This is a genomic window from Streptomyces sp. NPDC005799 (assembly GCF_040630525.1).
Lineage (GTDB): Bacteria > Actinomycetota > Actinomycetes > Streptomycetales > Streptomycetaceae > Streptomyces > Streptomyces griseorubiginosus_B.
The window spans coordinates 85,910-103,441 of record NZ_JBEXXQ010000039.1 but is presented as its reverse complement, the minus strand read 5'-3'; the positions used below and the strand labels follow the sequence as shown (position 1 = coordinate 103,441).

16 protein-coding genes are annotated in these 17,532 nt (G+C 71.2%); 4 read left to right on the top strand and 12 right to left on the bottom strand.

Annotation, left to right across the window (positions count from 1 at the left end):
- The first annotated feature begins 615 nt into the window (after window positions 1-615).
- Window positions 616-1,659 (top strand): tryptophan--tRNA ligase, encoded by a 1,044-nt coding sequence (trpS, locus tag ABZ453_RS33210; RefSeq protein WP_359020757.1) that lies wholly within the window; start codon window positions 616-618, stop codon window positions 1,657-1,659.
- Between the two features lie 36 nt (window positions 1,660-1,695).
- Here trpS and proC read toward each other — a convergent pair whose 3' ends face one another.
- The 7 genes from proC to ABZ453_RS33175 form a co-directional block, all read right to left on the bottom strand.
- Window positions 1,696-2,508: a pyrroline-5-carboxylate reductase gene (gene proC, locus ABZ453_RS33205; protein WP_359020755.1), complete on the bottom strand. Its 813-nt coding sequence runs from the start codon at window positions 2,506-2,508 to the stop codon at window positions 1,696-1,698.
- 85 nt (window positions 2,509-2,593) lie between these two features.
- Window positions 2,594-3,385 (bottom strand): ABC transporter permease, encoded by a 792-nt coding sequence (locus ABZ453_RS33200; protein WP_359020753.1) that lies wholly within the window; start codon window positions 3,383-3,385, stop codon window positions 2,594-2,596.
- Entirely contained in the window at window positions 3,382-4,179 is a 798-nt protein-coding gene (locus tag ABZ453_RS33195; RefSeq protein ID WP_359020751.1) for an ABC transporter ATP-binding protein, read from the bottom strand. The genes ABZ453_RS33200 and ABZ453_RS33195 overlap by 4 nt, the downstream gene beginning before the upstream one ends.
- Window positions 4,180-4,286: 107 nt before the next feature.
- Window positions 4,287-5,060: a class I SAM-dependent methyltransferase gene (locus ABZ453_RS33190; protein WP_359020749.1), complete on the bottom strand. Its 774-nt coding sequence runs from the start codon at window positions 5,058-5,060 to the stop codon at window positions 4,287-4,289.
- Window positions 5,061-5,141: 81 nt separating this feature from the next.
- Entirely contained in the window at window positions 5,142-5,645 is a 504-nt protein-coding gene (locus ABZ453_RS33185) for an EamA/RhaT family transporter (protein WP_359020747.1), read from the bottom strand.
- Window positions 5,646-5,697: 52 nt separating this feature from the next.
- On the bottom strand, window positions 5,698-6,042 hold the full coding sequence (locus ABZ453_RS33180) for an SH3 domain-containing protein (protein WP_359020745.1): 345 nt from the start codon (window positions 6,040-6,042) through the stop codon (window positions 5,698-5,700).
- 24 nt (window positions 6,043-6,066) lie between these two features.
- Window positions 6,067-6,393, bottom strand: a complete 327-nt coding sequence (locus tag ABZ453_RS33175) for an SH3 domain-containing protein (protein WP_359020743.1) — start codon at window positions 6,391-6,393, stop codon at window positions 6,067-6,069.
- A gap of 182 nt (window positions 6,394-6,575) precedes the next feature.
- Between ABZ453_RS33175 and ABZ453_RS33170 the strand changes: the two genes are divergently transcribed.
- On the top strand, window positions 6,576-8,675 hold the full coding sequence (locus tag ABZ453_RS33170; protein WP_359020741.1) for a serine/threonine-protein kinase: 2,100 nt from the start codon (window positions 6,576-6,578) through the stop codon (window positions 8,673-8,675).
- Between the two features lie 81 nt (window positions 8,676-8,756).
- On the opposite strand, the gene ilvD is transcribed toward ABZ453_RS33170, so the two are convergent.
- From ilvD to ABZ453_RS33150, 4 genes are all read right to left on the bottom strand, one after another.
- Window positions 8,757-10,610: a dihydroxy-acid dehydratase gene (gene ilvD, locus ABZ453_RS33165; protein ID WP_359020739.1), complete on the bottom strand. Its 1,854-nt coding sequence runs from the start codon at window positions 10,608-10,610 to the stop codon at window positions 8,757-8,759.
- A gap of 122 nt (window positions 10,611-10,732) precedes the next feature.
- Window positions 10,733-11,338, bottom strand: coding sequence for a TetR family transcriptional regulator (locus ABZ453_RS33160; protein ID WP_359020737.1), 606 nt, complete (start codon window positions 11,336-11,338; stop codon window positions 10,733-10,735).
- Window positions 11,335-12,159 carry a sugar phosphate isomerase/epimerase gene (locus ABZ453_RS33155; RefSeq protein ID WP_133044321.1) on the bottom strand — a complete coding sequence of 275 codons (825 nt, stop codon included), beginning with the start codon at window positions 12,157-12,159 and terminating at the stop codon, window positions 11,335-11,337. Before ABZ453_RS33155 ends, ABZ453_RS33160 begins: the two co-directional genes overlap by 4 nt.
- A 149-nt stretch (window positions 12,160-12,308) precedes the next feature.
- Window positions 12,309-13,241 carry a Ppx/GppA phosphatase family protein gene (locus ABZ453_RS33150; RefSeq protein ID WP_359020735.1) on the bottom strand — a complete coding sequence of 311 codons (933 nt, stop codon included), beginning with the start codon at window positions 13,239-13,241 and terminating at the stop codon, window positions 12,309-12,311.
- A gap of 71 nt (window positions 13,242-13,312) precedes the next feature.
- Here ABZ453_RS33150 and ABZ453_RS33145 point away from each other — a divergent pair, with 71 nt between their 5' ends.
- Window positions 13,313-14,161, top strand: coding sequence for a hypothetical protein (locus ABZ453_RS33145; RefSeq protein ID WP_359020733.1), 849 nt, complete (start codon window positions 13,313-13,315; stop codon window positions 14,159-14,161).
- A 9-nt stretch (window positions 14,162-14,170) separates the two neighbouring features.
- Here ABZ453_RS33145 and ABZ453_RS33140 read toward each other — a convergent pair whose 3' ends face one another.
- The gene (locus tag ABZ453_RS33140; RefSeq protein ID WP_359020731.1) at window positions 14,171-15,850 is read right to left on the bottom strand and encodes a hypothetical protein; all 1,680 of its coding nucleotides are present in this window, start codon (window positions 15,848-15,850) and stop codon (window positions 14,171-14,173) included.
- A 218-nt stretch (window positions 15,851-16,068) separates the two neighbouring features.
- Here ABZ453_RS33140 and radA point away from each other — a divergent pair, with 218 nt between their 5' ends.
- Window positions 16,069-17,478: a DNA repair protein RadA gene (radA, locus tag ABZ453_RS33135; RefSeq protein WP_133044317.1), complete on the top strand. Its 1,410-nt coding sequence runs from the start codon at window positions 16,069-16,071 to the stop codon at window positions 17,476-17,478.
- The last annotated feature ends 54 nt before the right edge of the window (window positions 17,479-17,532 follow it).

The window sequence follows — 17,532 nt, the reverse complement described above, 5'->3', positions numbered from 1 at the left end:
GGCGTTGATTTTTGGCACGCTGTTGAGTTCTCAAGGAACGGACGCTTCCTTCGTACTCACCCTTCCGGGCTTTCCTCCGGGCGCTTCCCTTCGGTCTTGCGTTTCCGACTCTATCAGATCCTTTCGGCGTCTGATTCCCCGTCAGAGGGGGTTGCCTTCCCGGCCGTTGGGCCGTTCCGACGAGTGAGACTTTAGCGGATTCCCGGCCCCCGCGCTAATCGGGGGCTCACGTCCTTTCGAACGCGGATTCCTCATTTCGCAAATACGCATGCCAATAAAACGACGGCGGCCTGTTCGACGGCAGTCGACTAGTGGTTGGTACCTGCGGAATGGCTGCCCGGGGACCGACCGGAGTCGGCTCTCACGTCGGACAACTCGAAGTACCTTACGGATCTCTCCTGGGTGTGTCAACTCGCTGCCGGTCCGCACCGTGGAGGCGTACGCTGACTGTCATGACAACGCGTACGTGTACCCAGCAGTGGTGGGCCGCCTGACGGCGGCCGAACTCGCGTATGCACTCAACGGCCGCCGCCTCGGCGGCCGTTCTCGTATCTCCTCCGGATCTCCGAGGGGCGGCCGACCGGGACGGCGGGCCGCGACGGAGAAGGAGTGGAGATGGCACGGGTCTTCAGCGGTATCCAGCCGACCGGACACCTGACCCTGGGGAACTATCTGGGAGCCATGCGGCGGTGGGCCGCGGCGGATCAGCATCAGGCCGACGCGCTGTTCTGTGTCGTCGATCTGCACGCGGTGACAGTGGAGCACGATCCGGCGCGGGTGCGCAGACTGAGTCAGCAGGCGGCGACGCTGCTGCTGGCGTCGGGCCTGGACCCCGAACTGTGCACTCTCTTCGTACAGAGCCATGTGGACGAGCACGCGCGGCTGTCGTACCTGCTGGAGTGTGTGGCGACCGACGGCGAGATGCGGCGCATGATCCAGTACAAGGAGAAGGCCGCGAAGGAGTCCGCCCGGGGCAGGAGTGTCCGGCTGTCGCTGCTGACGTATCCGGTGCTGATGGCGGCGGACATCCTGGCTTACTGCACGGACGAGGTGCCGGTCGGCGAGGACCAGAAGCAGCATGTGGAGCTGGCGCGGGACCTGGCCGTGCGGTTCAACCAGCGCTACGGCCACACGTTCACGGTTCCGCGGGCGACCCTGCCGGCGGTCGGTGCGAGGGTGATGAACCTGCAGGAGCCGACGCGGAAGATGGGGAAGTCCGACGAGTCGGGCCTGGGTGTCGTCTATCTGCTCGACGAGCCGGACGTGGTGCGCAAGAAGGTCATGCGGGCCGTGACCGACAGCGGGCGGGAGGTCGTCTACGACCGGGAGGAGCGGCCCGGGCCGGCGAATCTGCTGGAGATCCTGGCCGCCTGCACAGGTGGGAACCCGGAGGACCTGAGCGGTGTATATGAGTCGTACGGGTCCTTGAAGCAGGACACCGCGGAGGCCGTGGTCGAGGTCTTGAGGCCCGTGCAGGAGAGGCACCGGGCGCTGTGCGCCGATCCTGGCTATGTGGAGGGGGTGTTGCGGGATGGTGCGGAGAAGGCTCGGGCGATGGCCCGGCCGACCGTGGATGCCGCGTACCGGGCGATCGGCTTGCTGCCGGCCGTTTCGGATACCGGCGCCGCTGCCGACGTGGTGCTGAACACCGCCGGATAGGCACGCGGGCCGACGCCGGTGTCTCCGTGCGGTCGGTCAGTCCTTCTTGCCGGAGGCCAGCTCGCGGCTGCGGTCGCGGGCGGCTTCGAGGGCGGCGATGAGGGCGGCCCGTACGCCGTGGTTCTCGAGTTCGCGGATGGCGTTAATGGTGGTGCCCGCCGGGGAGGTGACGTTCTCGCGGAGCTTGACCGGGTGTTCGCCGCTGTCGCGGAGCATGGTGGCGGCGCCGATCGCGGACTGGACGATCAGGTCGTGGGCCTTGTCGCGGGGCAGGCCGAGCAGGATGCCCGCGTCGGTCATGGCCTCGACCAGATAGAAGAAGTAGGCCGGGCCGGAGCCGGAGAGGGCGGTGCAGGCGTCCTGCTGGGACTCGGGGACGCGCAGCGTCTTGCCGACCGCGCCGAAGATCTCCTCGGCGTGGGCGAGGTGGTCGGCGGTGGCGTGGGTGCCGGCGGAGATGACGGACATCGCTTCGTCGACGAGGGCGGGGGTGTTCGTCATGACACGGACGACGGGGGTGCCTGCGGCCAGGCGCTCCTCGAAGAAGGAGGTGGGGATGCCCGCGGCGCCGCTGATGACCAGGCGGTCGGCGGGGAGGTGCGGGGCGAGTTCGTCGAGGAGGGTGCCCATGTCCTGCGGCTTGACCGTGAGGATCAGGGTGTCGGCGGTCTTGGCGGCTTCCGGGTTACTGACCGGGGTGACTCCGTAGCGGGTGCGGAGTTCCTCGGCGCGTTCCTGGCGGCGGGCGGTGACCAGGAGGTCGGCGGGGGCCCAGCCGCCGCGGATCATTCCGCTGAGCAGGGCTTCGCCGATCTTGCCGGTGCCGAGGACTGCGACTTTCTGGGTCATGGCGCGGATGCCTCCGGGGGGTTGCGTCGTCCGGGTTCATCCTCGCACCGGGGGTGGGCGTGCGGCTCAGTTGTCCGGTGGGTGGTCACGCGGTGCGGCGGCGCAGGGTGGCCGCTCCGAGGCCGAGCACCAGCAGCGCGCAGCCGGCCACGATGAGGACGTCGCGCACGAAGGTGGCGGTCATGTCGGTGTGCTTGAGGACCTCGTTCATGCCGTCGACGGCGTAGGACATCGGCAGGACGTCGGAGATGGCCTCCAGGACGGGGTGCATGTCGGAGCGCGGGGTGAACAGGCCGCAGAGGAGGAGTTGGGGGAAGATCACGGCCGGCATGAACTGGACGGCCTGGAACTCGGAGGCAGCGAAGGCGGAGACGAAGAGGCCGAGGGCGGTGCCGAGCAGGGCGTCCAGGAGTGCGACCAGGAGCAGGAGCCAGGGGCTGCCGGTGACGTCCAGGCCGAGGGCCCAGAGCGCGAGGGCGGTGGCGAGGACGGACTGGATGATCGCGACGGTGCCGAAGGCAAGGGCGTAGCCGGCGATCAGGTCGCCCTTGCCGAGGGGCATGGCGAGGAGACGTTCGAGGGTGCCGGAGGTGCGTTCGCGGAGGGTGGCGATCGAGGTCACCAGGAACATGGTGATCAGCGGGAAGATGCCGAGCAGTGAGGCGCCGATGTTGTCGAAGGTGTGCGGGCTTCCGTCGAAGACGTAGCGCAGCAGGACCAGCATCACGCAGGGGACGAGGAGCATCAGCGCGATGGTGCGCGGGTCGTGGCGCAGTTGGCGCAGGACGCGGGCGGCCGTGGCGGTGGTGCGGGAGAGGTTCAGGGCGCGGGGTGCGGCGGGGTCGGCCGTCGTGGTCGGCACGGTCGCGGTGTTCATCGGGTGGTCTCCTTCTCGCGGGCGGCCGCTGTGGCCTGGTCGACGAGGTGCAGGAAGGCTGCTTCGACGGTGTCGGCGCCGGTGCGGCTGCGCAGGGCGTCGGGACTGTCGTCGGCGAGGATCTCGCCCTCGCGCATCAGCAGCAGGCGGTGGCAGCGCTCGGCCTCGTCCATGACGTGGGAGGAGATGAGGAGGGTGGCTCCGCGGTCGGCGGCGAGGGAGTGGAAGAGGTTCCACAGGTCGCGGCGGAGTACGGGGTCGAGGCCGACGGTCGGCTCGTCCAGGACGAGGAGTTCCGGTGTGCCCAGCAGGGCCACCGCCAGGGAGACGCGGCTGCGCTGGCCGCCGGAGAGGTTGCCGGCGAGGGCGTCGGCGTGGCTGGTGAGGTCGACGTCGGCGAGGACGCGGTCGACGTCCTGGCGGCGGTCGGTCGAGCTGCGGTTCGGGGTGAGGATCGAGGTGAAGTAGTCGAGGTTCTGGCGGACGGTGAGGTCGTCGTAGACGGAGGGTGCTTGGGTGACGTAGCCGATGCGGGTGCGCAGGGTGGGGTGGCCGGCGGGGCGGCCCAGGACCTCGAGGGTGCCGGTGACCTTGGCCTGGGTGCCGACGATCGAGCGGATCAGGGTCGACTTGCCGCAGCCCGAGGGCCCGAGCAGGCCGGTGATCTGGCCGCGCGGGACGGTGAAGTCGAGGCCGCGCAGGACGGTGCGGGAGCCGCGGACGACGGTGAGGTCTTCGGCACGGACGGCGGGATCGCCCGGGGGGCCGCTTCGCGCGGACGCGTAATTCATCATGTGATGAATAATCCTCGCGGGCGGCCGGAGGCGTCAAGTACCGAAGGGGGTAGGCATCGCTTGCGCGCTTGACGCGTCGATGGAGGTCCGGCCGCCGCGCAAGGGTTTCAGGGTGTGGCGACGATCAACAGGACGTCGTAGACCTCCTCGACCGTGCCGTCGGGGAAGATCCGCAGCAGGTGCTCGCGTTCCTCGGCGAGGAAGGCGTTGGTCGTCTCCTCGTCCTGGACGAGGAAGATCGAGTGGCTGCCGATGTTGGCGAGGTGGGTGTCGAGGGGGATCCTGCGGCTCCAGCGCACGACGCGATGCGCGTGGGGCGGGACGTCCTCGACGCCCTTGAAGGCACCCTCGGTGCGGATGGCGGCGGCGCCCTGCTTGTCGCCGTGGGGGCGGCGGAAGTGGTGCCGTATGCGCTCGGACTGCTCGGTGATCCAGGGGACGTCGCTGGGATCCCGGTTCCACCACAGGGCGAGCGCCCCGCCGGGCCGCAGCACCCGCCGGGCCTCCGGCACCGAGCGCTCGGGGTCGGTCCAGTGCCAGGCCTGGGCGTAGGTGAGGAGGTCGACCGAGTGGTCGGCGAGTGGGAGGGCGTTGCCGTCACCGCGTACGAGGGGGACGTCGGGGAGGGTGCGGCGGAACTGGGCCGCCATTCCGTCGCCGGGTTCCACCGCGAGCACTTCCGCTCCGCGTGCCTGCAGCAGGGCGGTGGCGATACCGGTACCGGCCCCGACGTCCGCGACCCGGGCTCCGGTCAGGGGGCGACCGGCGAGTTCCTCGAGGGCGTCGAAGAGGGACGGGGGGTAGGCGGGGCGGTTCGCCGCGTACTGGGCGGCGGCCGCGTTGAAGGAATGGGCCCTGGTGGCGTCCGGATACAGCGTCATACGGCCATGGTGGCCCGCGTTGGTTGCCGGGGGCAGCGAATTTGTGGTGAGCGGGAGGCGTGCGGTGCGCGCCGCTCACCGCTACGAACGGCGGCGCTTCTTGGAGGGGTTGCCCGCGCGGCGGACGGTGCGCTTCTCGTGCCGCTGGAGGGCGGCCTCGTACTCGTCGCGGTGGAGTGTCTCGCCGGGGGCCTCGGTGAGGGAGCGGAAGAAGTAGGCGAGGAGCGAGCCGACGAAGCCGATGGCGAGCAGGCCGCGCAGGGAGGCCTGGCGGTCGGGGTCGGGGCGCCGGTGGAAGGAGTCCCAGGTGTGACGGAAGGCCAGCCCGCTGCACACGGCGAACATGACGACGACCAGGGCGGTGACGAAGGCGCCGCTGTCGGCGATCTGGAGCCCCTGGTAGGCGAAGACGAGGACGAGGCAGGCGGCCACGGCGGCGGCGAGGGCGCCGGTGGCTGCGCCGATGCGGCGGAGGGGGTAGCCGTTGTCGTGGTTCACCCAGGTCGTGCCGAAGAAGCGGATCGGTTCTGGGCGGGGACCGGTGGAGCCCGCCGGGGCTGCCGGGGTGCCGTTTTCGTCGCTCACGTGACGATTATGGCTCCGGGGCCGGGGCGGGCTCCCTCCGGGACCGGACGGGTCAGCCGCAGCGGGAGGCGACGTAGCCGTCGCTGCCGGTGTTGACGTAGGCGTCGGAGACGAATTCGCCGTTGTCGATGTTGTCCCAGATGTTCGAGGTGCCGTAGTAGCCGGACACCGTCGTGCCCGGCGACTGGCAGAAGATCGGCACCCGTGTGTCGGAGGGCAGGACACGCACGATGGTGAAGTTCGTGCCGGGCCCGCTGCGGACGTTCAGCCGGATTCCGGGTGCGGTCGGGTAGGTCTGTACGGTCGCCGCGTTCGCCGTGGCCGCCGAGCCCAGGACCATGAGCAGGGCTCCGGCGGCACCGCCGAGCAGGAAGGAACTACGTCTCCGAGAAGTCATGCAGAGTCCTTCGCATAGGGAATGTCAGCCGCAGCGGGAGGCCACGTAGCCGTCGCTGCCTGTGAGGACGTAGGCGTCCGAGACGAACTCGCCGTCGTCGATGTTGTCCCAGATGTTCGAGGTGCCGTACGGACCGGTCACGGACGTGCCCGGTGTCTGGCAGAAGATGGGGACCTGCGCCCCTTCGGGCAGGACACGGACGATGCCGTACTGAGTCCCCGGGCCGCGACGGACGTTGAGACGGACGCCGGGTGCCACCGGGTAGTAGCGCAGGGCCGCGCTCACGGCGGCCGTCGTCGCGACGGCCTCGCCCTTGTTGCTCTCGGCCTCGCCGACCTGGTCGACAGACATGGAAAACCTCCCCCGTTGAGCCCCATGCATGCCATGGGGTCCCGTTGATTCCCCGAAAATGCGCCATGAAACACATGTACGCAACTCGCTCATGAACGCCAGCAAGCCGCCTCGGTCTCGTACGAGTCATCGACTAGGCTCCGTGCGTCGCGCGCGCGGACGAACAGCACGGGGGTGGTCCCATGGCGCCTGAGCGCAACACCGGAGCGGGCGCGGAAGCGGAACTTCCCGAATACGCCGGTCACTACCGCTTGGAGTCCTGCCTCGGCTCCGGCGGCATGGGAGTCGTGCATCTGGCCCGCAGCACGTCCGGGATGAAGCTCGCGGTGAAGGTCGTACACGCGGAGTTCGCCAAGGACCCCGAGTTCAGGGGGCGTTTCCGGCAGGAGGTCGGCGCGGCGCGGCGGGTGAGCGGCGCCTTCACCGCGTCCGTGGTGGACGCCGATCCGGAGGCCGAACGGCCTTGGATGGCCACGCTGTTCATTCCGGGACCGACGCTTTCCGATCATGTGAAGCGGAACGGACCGATGGCTCCTGCCCAGTTGCGCCGGCTGATGGCCGGGCTGGCTGAGGCGCTGCGAGACATCCACCGGGTCGGGGTCGTGCACCGGGACCTGAAGCCGAGCAACGTGCTGCTCGCCGAGGATGGACCGAAGGTCATCGACTTCGGCATCTCTCGGCCAAAGGACAGCGAACTGCGCACCGAGACCGGGAAGTTGATCGGTACACCGCCCTTCATGGCACCCGAGCAGTTCCGGCGACCGCGGGAGGTCGGGCCCGCCGCCGACGTCTTCGCGCTCGGTTCCGTACTGGTGCACGCGGCCACGGGGCGCGGGCCGTTCGACTCCGACAGCCCGTACGTGGTCGCCTACCAGGTCGTGCACGACGAGCCGGATCTGACCGGCGTACCGGAGGATCTGGCGGAGCTGGTGTCGCGCTGCCTGGCCAAGGAGCCGGAAAGTCGGCCTACCCCCGACGAGTTGATGCGGGAACTCCGGTCGGTCGCGGCCTCGTACGACACCCAGGCGTTCATACCGGCGCAGCGGTCCGGTGACGAGCCACCGCCGGTTCCACCCCGCGTCGAGGAGCCGGCACGACCGCCCGCGCGGCCCGGCCGGCGCCGGAGAGTGCTGCTCGCCGCCGGGGCTCTCGTCCTCGTCGCGAGTGGTGTGCTCACGTCCGTCCAGCTGCTCGGCGACAAGCCCGCCACCTCGCACGGCACAGCGCGCCCGACCGCCCCCACGAAGTTCCGTTCCTGGGCTGCGGATCCGGTGTCGGGGAGCGGTGCGGTGCGGTGCTCGTACGGAGCGGGAAAGCTGCTTTGCGCCCGGCCCGGCGTCGTGTTCGCCCTCGCCCCCTCCGACGGCGGTCTGCTGTGGCGGCACGCCGCCGGCACGACACGCTGGAGCACTCCTCCGGTCCTGTCGGGTGGTCTCGTGCAGCCGCTTCCCGACCATGGCCGGCACCTTGAAGCCCTGGATCCCGCTTCGGGCAAGGTCCGTTGGGAGCGGGACGTCCGCGCATACACCCTGGCGCAGCCGGTCGGCGGCATGATCCTGCTGACTCACGCGGACGGCACGGTCAGCGGCGTCGACAGCGCGTCGGGCGAGACGAAGTGGTCCCGGCCCATCGCGGACGACCATGCGTCGGCCTTCAGCTCCTTCGCCGGCGACCCGCTGGCATACATGGTCAGCGTCTCCGCCCAGGGGACGAGCACGCATGTCACCGCCGTGGATCCCGCCACCGGTGACGTCCGATGGGACGCCCATCTGAAGGGCTCCCTGGAACCGGTCGGAACCTCCGGCGGCTCGGTCTTCTTCCTCGCCGCCGATCCGGTCTACGGCGACACACAGGCGGTGGTCCGCTACAACCCCCGATCCGGGGCGACACGCAGGGTCGCCCTGCCCGTCCGCCGTCAGAGTGCCCACGCCGGTGTGGGCGGCGACGTCGTCTACCTGCTGGCCGCCGGCGGTTCGCTGGCAGCCGTCGACACGCACTCCGGCAAGCAGCTGTGGACCATCGAGACCTCGGTGAGCCGGGGCTCCGCTCCCGTCTCCGACGGCCGTTACGTGTATGTCAGCGCCGCCGACGGACGCCTGCTCGCGGTGGACGCCCGCAAGGGGACGCTCGCCGGGCAGACCCCGGCACGGCTCGGCGCGAGCACGGGCCAAGTGGTGACCGCCGCCCTCCCCACCCCCGTCCTGACCCACAACCACGTCTACGCCACCGCCCCCGACGGCACCGTCTTCGCTGTGGATGCGCGGGATCCGTCGGGCTGGTGAGGCGGTGGGAGGCGTCGTGGGACGCGGAAGGGGCCGCCCCGGCAGGGACGGCCCCGACAGCTTCGGTTACGGCGGCGTGCCTCAGCCCAGCTTTGAGACGTCCCGCACCGCGCCCTTGTCCGCGCTCGTCGCCATCGCCGCGTAGGCCCGCAGGGCCGCTGAGACCTTGCGTTCGCGGGACTTGGGGGCGTAGACGCCGCCGAGAGCCTGTTCGCGGCGGGTGAGTTCCTCCGGGGAGACCAGGAGCTCGATCGTGCGGTTCGGGATGTCGATGCGGATGGGGTCGCCGTTCTCGACGAGGGCGATCGTGCCGCCGGACGCCGCCTCGGGCGAGGCGTGGCCGATGGACAGGCCCGACGTGCCGCCGGAGAAGCGGCCGTCGGTGATCAGGGCGCAGGTCTTGCCCAGGCCGCGGCCCTTCAGGAAGGACGTCGGGTAGAGCATCTCCTGCATGCCGGGGCCGCCCTTGGGGCCCTCGTAGCGGATGACGACCACGTCGCCGTCCGTGACCTGCTTGTTGAGGATCTTCTCGACGGCCTCTTCCTGCGACTCGCAGACGACCGCCGGGCCCTCGAAGGTCCAGATGGACTCGTCGACGCCGGCCGTCTTCACCACACAGCCGTCGACCGCCAGGTTGCCCTTGAGGACCGCGAGGCCGCCGTCCTTGGAGTACGCGTGCTCGACGGAGCGGATGCAGCCCTCCGCCGCGTCCTCGTCCAGGGCCTCCCAGCGCTCGGACTGGGAGAAGGCCTCGGCGGAGCGGACGCAGCCGGGGGCCGCGTGCCACAGTTCGACCGCCTCGGGCGACGGGGAGCCGCCGCGCACGTCCCACGTCTTCAGCCAGTCGGCCAGGGACGGGCTGTGGACGGAGTGGACGTCCTCGTTGAGGAGACCGCCGCGGTGCAGTTCGCCGAGCAGGGCGGGGATGCCGCCCGCACGGTGCACGTCCTCCATGTAGTACGTGCGGGTCTTGGCGACGTTCGGGGCGACCTTGGCGAGGCAGGGCACGCGGCGCGAGACCGCGTCGATCTCCTTCAGGCCGAAGGGAACGCCCGCCTCCTGGGCCGCGGCCAGCAGGTGCAGGATCGTGTTGGTCGAGCCGCCCATCGCGATGTCCAGCGCCATCGCGTTCTCGAAGGCCGCGAAGGTGGCGACGGAGCGGGGCAGGACCGTGTCGTCGTCCTGCTCGTAGTAGCGGCGGGTGATGTCCATGACCGTCCGCGCGGCGTTGACGTACAGCTGCTTGCGGGCCGTGTGGGTGGCCAGGACCGAGCCGTTGCCGGGGAGGGAGAGGCCGATGGCCTCCGTGAGGCAGTTCATCGAGTTGGCGGTGAACATGCCGGAACAGGAGCCGCAGGTCGGACAGGCGTTCTCCTCGATACGGAGGATGTCCTCGTCCGAGATCTTGTCGTTGACGGCGTCGGAGATCGCGTCCACGAGGTCGAGCGTGCGGACCGTGCCGTCGACCAGCGTGGCGCGACCGGCCTCCATCGGGCCGCCGGAGACGAACACCGTCGGGATGTTCAGGCGCAGGGCCGCCATCAGCATGCCCGGCGTGATCTTGTCGCAGTTGGAGATGCAGACCAGGGCGTCGGCGCAGTGCGCCTCGACCATGTACTCGACCGAGTCCGCGATCAGGTCGCGGGAGGGCAGGGAGTACAGCATGCCGCCGTGGCCCATCGCGATGCCGTCGTCCACGGCGATCGTGTTGAACTCGCGCGGGATGCCACCCGCCTCGGTGATCGCCTCGCTGACGATGCGGCCGACCGGCGACAGGTGCGTGTGGCCCGGCACGAACTCGGTGAAGGAGTTGGCGACCGCGATGATCGGCTTGCGGCCGATGTCCGCACCGGGTACACCGGAGGCGCGCATAAGGGCGCGGGCGCCCGCCATGTTGCGGCCGTGGGTGACTGTGCGGGACCTCAGCTCGGGCATCGTCGCTCGCTCCTTCAGACAGATAGGGCTGCTGACGAGACTACGCCCGTCATCCAGGGGTCGGGACGCGGTGTCCGGAATGCGGGACGACCGTCTCGGTGGGCGCCGTCCGGGTCGTACGGTCAGCTCCCGGTCAAATAGCCCTGCACCACCGGCGCCACCCGCGCGATCACCTGCTCCACGTCCGCCGAGGCCAGCGGCTCCAGCTTGATCACGTACCGCATCATCGCGCACCCCACCAGCTGCGCGGCCGCCAGTTCGGCGCGCAGCTCGGCGTCCGGCGCGTCCAGCTGGGCGGCGACGCGGCGCAGCAGCTGGGAGGCGACCATGCGGCGGAAGACGGCGGCGGCGGTCTCGTTGTTGACGGCGGAGCGCAGGATCGCCAGCAGGGGCGTACGGGTCGTCGGGTTCTCCCAGACGCCGAAGATGAAGCGGGTCAGACGCTCCCCGACGCCGTCGGGCGGCCCGTCGGCCACCGCCTCGGGCGCGTTCAGCGCGGGCGCGAAGGCAACCTCGATGGCCTCCGCGAAGATCTGTTCCTTGGTGCCGAAGTAGTGGTGCACGAGCGCCGAGTCCACGCCGGCCGCTTTCGCGATCCCTCGTACGGACGTCTTGTCGTATCCCCGTTCGGAGAACTCCTCGCGGGCCACGGCCAGGATGCGGTCCCGGGTGTCGGCGGATTCGGTACGGGGGCGACGTCCCCGGCGCCGGGAGGCGGTGTCGCTCACGGCCGGGGCACCTTCACCGCCGACGCGAGGTGCAGCCGTGTGAAGGCCAGCGCCTCCGCGAGGTCGGCCTCGCGTTCGGCGCCTGACATGGCGCGCCGGGTGTTGACCTCGATGACGACATGGCCGTCGAAGCCGGTCAGCGCGAGCCGTTCGAGCAGCTCGGCGCAGGGCTGGGAGCCGCGGCCGGGGACCAGGTGCTCATCCTTCGCCGACCCCTTGCCGTCGGCCAGGTGGACATGGCCGAGGCGGTCGCCCATGCGGTCGACCATGTGCATGGCGTCGGAGCGGGCCGTGGCGCTGTGACTGAGGTCGATCGTGAAGTGGCGGTAGTCCTCCTTCGTCACGTCCCAGTCGGGGGCGTAGGCGAGCATCTCGCGGTCGCGGTAGCGCCAGGGGTACATGTTCTCGACGGCGAACCGCACGTCCGTCTCGTTCGCCATGCGCCAGATCCCGGTGACGAAGTCCCGCGCGTACTGGCGCTGCCAGCGGAACGGCGGGTGCACGACGACGGTGCTCGCGCCGAGCTTCTCGGCCGCCGCCCGGGCGCGCTGCAGCTTCACCCAGGGGTCGGTCGACCACACGCGCTGGGTGATGAGCAGACAGGGGGCGTGGACGGCCAGGATCGGGATGCGGTGGTAGTCGCTGAGTCTGCGCAGCGCCTCTATGTCCTGGCTGACCGGGTCGGTCCACACCATGACCTCGACTCCGTCGTACCCGAGGCGCGCGGCGATCTCGAAGGCCGTCGCCGTGGACTCCGGGTACACCGAGGCCGTGGACAGCGCGACCTTCGCATCCGGGATGCACACGACTGGCTCCGCCATGCGGACAGGGTAAGGGGTGCGGGGGGTTGGGGGCCGGGTGCCTCTTCGCCGTTGTGGTGTTTGCCACGGGCGGGTGCGGGTGATTTGTGGTTGCTCGCGCCCCGCGACGGAGTCGCCAACGTCACAGCCCCGCGCCCCTTTGGGGCGCGCTACGCCGCCCCCATGTGGTCGAGGCGGCGGAGGATCACGCCCTCACGAAGGGCCCAGGGGCAGATCTCCAGGCTGTCGACACCGAAGAGATCCATGGCGCCCTCTGCCACCAGGGCGCCGGCGAGGAGCTGACCCGCGCGGCCGTCCGAGACGCCCGGAAGGTCGGCGCGCTGAGCCTCGGTCATGCCGGCCAGCCGCGGTACCCAGGCCTCCAGGGACTCGCGCTTCAGCTCTCGCTGGACGTACAGGCCCTCGGTCGATCGGGCCGCGCCGGCGATGCGGGCCAGTTGCTTGAAGGTCTTGGACGTGGCGACCACGTGGTCGGGGGCGCCGAAGCGGCTGAACTCGCCCACGGTGCGGGCTATCTGGGCGCGGACATGGCGGCGCAGGGAGCGTATGGACTCCGCGTCCGGGGGGTCGCCGGGGAGCCAGCCCGCGGTGAGGCGGCCCGCGCCGAGGGGGAGGGAGACGGCCGCGTCGGGTTCCTCGTCGATGCCGTAGGCGATCTCCAGGGAGCCGCCGCCGATGTCCAGGACGAGCAGCTTGCCCGCGGACCAGCCGAACCAGCGGCGGGCCGCGAGGAAGGTGAGCCGGGCCTCCTCCTCGCCGGTGAGGACCTGCAGCTCGACGCCGGTCTCGGCCTGCACGCGCGCGAGGACGTCATCGGCGTTGCTGGCCTCGCGCACCGCGGAGGTCGCGAAGGGCAGGAAGTCCTCGACACCCTTGTCCTCGGCGGCCTGCAGACAGCCCTGGACGACGTCGATCAGTTTCTCGACACCCGCGGGGCCGATCGCTCCGCTGTCGTCGAGGAGTTGGGCAAGGCGGAGTTCCGCCTTGTGCGAGTGCGCGGGCAACGGGCATGCGCCGGGGTGCGCATCCACCACCAGCAGATGCACCGTGTTCGATCCCACGTCGAGGACACCGAGTCTCATGTACGGAACGCTACTGCCACCTGGGCGGTCCTCCGTATTCCTTGGGGCTGCGGGGGCCGTACGCTGGTCCTGTGCCAAAGACGAAAAGGGCGAAGGACGACAAGTCCGCCAAGGGCTCTTCACAGGTGAAGCCGGCGAAGAAGTCGAAGCCGCCGAAACAGCTCCGGGAGGCCGACGAGAAGGGCCTCGACTTCCCGCGCGCGTGGGTGGAGTTCCCGGATCCGGCGGACGACGAGCAGGTCTTCCGGTGCGATCTGACATGGCTGACCTCTCGCTGGAACTGCGTCTTCGGCAGCGGCTGCCAGGGCATCCAGGCCGGCCGCGCGGACGACGGGTGCTGCACGTTGGGCGCCCACTTCTCCGACGAGGACGACGAGAAGCGCGTCGCCGAGCATGTGGCGAGGCTCACCCCGGACATCTGGCAGCACCACGACGAGGGGCTGCGGGGCGGCTGGGTCTCCGAGGACGAGGACGGCGACCGGCAGACCCGCCCCTTCCAGGGCTCCTGCATTTTCCAGAACCGCCCCGGGTTCGCGGGCGGCGCGGGCTGCTCGCTGCACATCCTGGCCCTGCGGGAGGGCCGCGAGCCGCTGGAGACCAAGCCGGACGTGTGTTGGCAGCTGCCGATCCGGCGTACCTACGACTGGATCGACCGGCCCGACGACACGCGGGTGCTGCAGGTGTCGATCGGTGAGTACGACCGCCGGGGCTGGGGTCCGGGCGGCCATGACCTGCATTGGTGGTGCACGTCGGCGACCTCTGCGCACGGCGCGGGCGAGCCCGTGTACCTGTCGTACCGGGCGGAGCTGACCGAGCTGATGGGCAAGGCCGGCTACGACCGTCTGGTGGAGCTGTGCGAGCAGCGGCTGGCCTCGCAGTTGCCGTTGCTGGCGCCCCATCCCGCCGATCCCGTCGCCTGAGACCCGCGCCTACGACACGGTCGGGTTCGGCGTGCCGCTGTCGGGCGGTGGCGTCGAGCCGCCCGGGTCGGACGGGGCGGAGCCGGTGGGTGTCGGGGTCGGGTCGGGGGACGAGGGCGGGTCGCTCGGCGGAGGGTCGGCGGGTGGCGTGCTCGGCGGGGTCGGATCGGGGCCGCCCGGGGGCGGGCCGCTGGGGCTGCCGTGGCCGGAGGGTCCGGGCGCGGTGCCGTACCCGCCGATGGAGACGACGGCGCCGGCCGGTGCGATCGCCACGCGCGCGCTCCAGGGGCCGGACGGCTCGCGCAGATGGTCGACGTACACCTTGATCGTCAACGTCTGGCCCGGTGCGAGGGTTCCCGAGGACCGGCTGAGGTAGAGCCAGGCGGCGCTCGTGCTCGCGGACCAGCGCACCGGGGCGGAACCGGTCGCGGCGAGGGTGACGAGGGTGGTGTCGCCGTCGTTGGCCGCCGACACGTCGAGGTGGCCCGCGTCCTTGCGGCCGGCGCCGGCGACGCTGATGACCTCGACGGACACATCGGGCTTGGCGTCCTTGCGGAAGCGGCTGTCGGGTCTGGTGCCGGCGTTCCCGGCGTTCTCGTAGCCGGAACCGGCCGCCTCCCCGTCGAGGGTGCCCGGGCCGTGCGCCTCGCTGGCGGTGGCGGAGCGGCCGTCGGCACCCTCGGCGGGCGCGCCCCGGTAGGCGGCCCACAGGGCGATCACCGGGGCGGCGACGACGGTGGCGACGACGGTCGTGGTGACGGCACGCGCGCGCAGCCGGTCACGGCGGGCGGCGCGGTCCTTGGGGTCCATGGGGAAGCCGCGCCGGTCGAAGCGCGGTACGGCGGCGCCACGCGCGCGTGCGTGGCGCGCGAGCGCCATGTGCAGCTCCGCGCGCGGGGCCTCCAGGACGGGCAGCTCGGCCGGGGTGACCGTCGAGCCGGGCCAGCGGCCGGGGATCGCCCGCTCGGCGCCGCGACGGCAGCGCGGGCAGTCGTCGACGTGCCGGACGAGTTCCTTGCGCAGGGCGGAACTGAGCACGAGCTGCTGGTCGCCGGTGAGCCGGGCGACGCCGGGGCAGCCGCCGGTCTCCACGACGGCGAGGGCGGCGCGGGTGCGCTCCACCTCGCAGGCCGCGGCCGCCAGCAGCTCGCGGGCGGCCGCGAGGTCCATGCCGATGACGGCGGCGACCTCATGGGCGGCGAGTTGGTGGCGCACCGCGAGCTCCAGCGCCTCGCGCTGCTCGGGGGTGGTGCCGGCGGCCTCCGGCCAGGCGAGCAGGGCGAGTTCACGCCGGCGCTCCTCCCGGACCTCCTCGGCGACCGGCGGTTGCTGCGGCTCGGCGGCCGACCGGCCCGCCGCGTGCGTGCCCTGACGTTTCTGCTTGGCCTCGGCCAGCTTGCGCAGACACGCCCAGCGGGCCAGCGCGTACAGCCATGCCCGGCGGTCGGCGGCCGACTGCGGGCCGCGGCGCTTCTCGGCGAGCGCGAGGACGTCGCCGACGGCCCCGGTCGCGGTGTCGTGGTCGCACAGCACGGACAGGCAGTAGGTGAACAGCCCGTCCAGATACGGCTCGTAGCGCACGGGCGGCCGCTGCGCCAACGTGCGCGCCGCGGCACGGTCACGCGCCTCCCGGCGCGCCCGGTGCGCGCCGGTGGTGCGGGTCGAGGTCTCCGAAGTACTGCTCATCATCCGTGGACCGTAGGGGGCGGAGACCTGGGCCTTCTGCCCCCTTGAACACATTTACTCCGTACGGGTGAAACGATCCCTCAATCGGGGACAGGAACGGTTCGTTCAGCGGCCGGCTCGGGCTGCGGCCGACCGGTCCGGCCCGGCGCGGGGGCTCGTCGGCGCCGTTCGCGGCACCGGGCGGACCCTCGTTGTCAGTGACGGCGGTTACGGTTCTCGACATGGCTGCCCGTACCAAGACCACCAAGGACCGCCCGTCCTACCGCTGCACCGAGTGCGGCTGGCAGACGGCCAAGTGGCTCGGTCGCTGCCCCGAGTGCCAGGCGTGGGGGACGATCGAGGAGTACGGCGCGCCCGCGGTCCGTACGACGACACCGGGGCGCGTCACCACCTCCGCGGTGCCCATCGGCCAGGTCGACGGCCGGCAGGCGACGGCCCGCTCCACCGGCGTGCCCGAGCTGGACCGGGTGCTCGGGGGCGGTCTGGTGCCCGGCGCGGTGGTGCTGCTCGCGGGCGAACCCGGTGTGGGCAAGTCCACGCTCCTGCTGGACGTGGCGGCCAAGTCGGCGAGCGACGAGCACCGCACCCTCTACGTCACCGGCGAGGAGTCGGCGAGCCAGGTCCGGCTGCGCGCCGACCGCATCAAGGCCATCCACGACGATCTGTATCTCGCTGCCGAGACCGATCTCGCCGCCGTGCTCGGCCACTTGGACGCGGTGAAGCCCTCCCTGCTCATCCTCGACTCCGTGCAGACCGTCGCCTCCCCCGAGATCGACGGCGCCCCCGGCGGCATGGCGCAGGTGCGCGAGGTCGCCGGCGCGCTCATCCGCGCCTCCAAGGAGCGAGGCATGTCCACGCTGCTTGTGGGCCATGTCACCAAGGACGGCGCCATCGCGGGTCCCCGGCTCCTGGAACACCTCGTGGACGTCGTCCTGAACTTCGAGGGCGACCGGCACGCGCGTCTGCGCCTGGTGCGAGGCGTCAAGAACCGGTACGGCACCACGGACGAGGTCGGCTGCTTCGAGCTGCACGACGAGGGCATCACGGGCCTCGCCGACCCGAGCGGACTTTTCCTGACACGACGTGACGAACCGGTCCCGGGCACCTGCCTGACGGTCACCCTGGAGGGCCGCCGCCCCCTGGTCGCCGAGGTCCAGGCGCTCACCGTCGACTCGCAGATCCCCTCCCCCCGCCGTACCACCTCCGGCCTGGAGACCTCCCGTGTGTCGATGATGCTGGCCGTCCTGGAGCAGCGGGGCCGGATCAGCGCGCTCGGCAAGCGGGACATCTACTCCGCGACGGTCGGCGGTGTGAAGTTGTCCGAGCCCGCCGCCGACCTCGCGATCGCCCTCGCGCTGGCCTCCGCCGCCAGTGACACCCCGCTGCCGAAGAACCTCGTCGCGATCGGCGAGGTGGGCCTCGCGGGCGAGGTCAGACGGGTCACGGGCGTCCAGCGCCGGCTCGCCGAGGCACACCGTCTGGGCTTCACGCACGCCCTGGTGCCGGGCGATCCGGGCAAGATCCCGACGGGCATGAAGGTCCTGGAAGTGGCGGACATAGGGGACGCCCTGAGGGTCCTTCCCCGCTCTCGTCGCCGAGAGGCCCCACGGGACGAGGAGGACCGCCGGTAGACTTTGCCCTGGTCTCGCCCGCCCGTACGAACAGAATGTGCGACACGGGGGCGC

Bases quoted from the DNA above. Each gene is read 5' to 3' on its own strand.
- ABZ453_RS33190 (WP_359020749.1), bottom strand. From the start codon at position 5,060: ATGACGCTGTATCCGGACGCCACCAGGGCCCATTCCTTCAACGCGGCC.
- trpS (WP_359020757.1), top strand. From the start codon at position 616: ATGGCACGGGTCTTCAGCGGTATCCAGCCGACCGGACACCTGACCCTG.
- ABZ453_RS33155 (WP_133044321.1), bottom strand. From the start codon at position 12,159: ATGGCGGAGCCAGTCGTGTGCATCCCGGATGCGAAGGTCGCGCTGTCC.
- ABZ453_RS33195 (WP_359020751.1), bottom strand. From the start codon at position 4,179: ATGATGAATTACGCGTCCGCGCGAAGCGGCCCCCCGGGCGATCCCGCC.
- ABZ453_RS33180 (WP_359020745.1), bottom strand. From the start codon at position 6,042: ATGACTTCTCGGAGACGTAGTTCCTTCCTGCTCGGCGGTGCCGCCGGA.
- ABZ453_RS33140 (WP_359020731.1), bottom strand. From the start codon at position 15,850: ATGATGAGCAGTACTTCGGAGACCTCGACCCGCACCACCGGCGCGCAC.
- ilvD (WP_359020739.1), bottom strand. From the start codon at position 10,610: ATGCCCGAGCTGAGGTCCCGCACAGTCACCCACGGCCGCAACATGGCG.
- ABZ453_RS33175 (WP_359020743.1), bottom strand. From the start codon at position 6,393: ATGTCTGTCGACCAGGTCGGCGAGGCCGAGAGCAACAAGGGCGAGGCC.
- radA (WP_133044317.1), top strand. From the start codon at position 16,069: ATGGCTGCCCGTACCAAGACCACCAAGGACCGCCCGTCCTACCGCTGC.
- ABZ453_RS33150 (WP_359020735.1), bottom strand. From the start codon at position 13,241: ATGAGACTCGGTGTCCTCGACGTGGGATCGAACACGGTGCATCTGCTG.
- ABZ453_RS33200 (WP_359020753.1), bottom strand. From the start codon at position 3,385: ATGAACACCGCGACCGTGCCGACCACGACGGCCGACCCCGCCGCACCC.
- ABZ453_RS33170 (WP_359020741.1), top strand. From the start codon at position 6,576: ATGGCGCCTGAGCGCAACACCGGAGCGGGCGCGGAAGCGGAACTTCCC.
- proC (WP_359020755.1), bottom strand. From the start codon at position 2,508: ATGACCCAGAAAGTCGCAGTCCTCGGCACCGGCAAGATCGGCGAAGCC.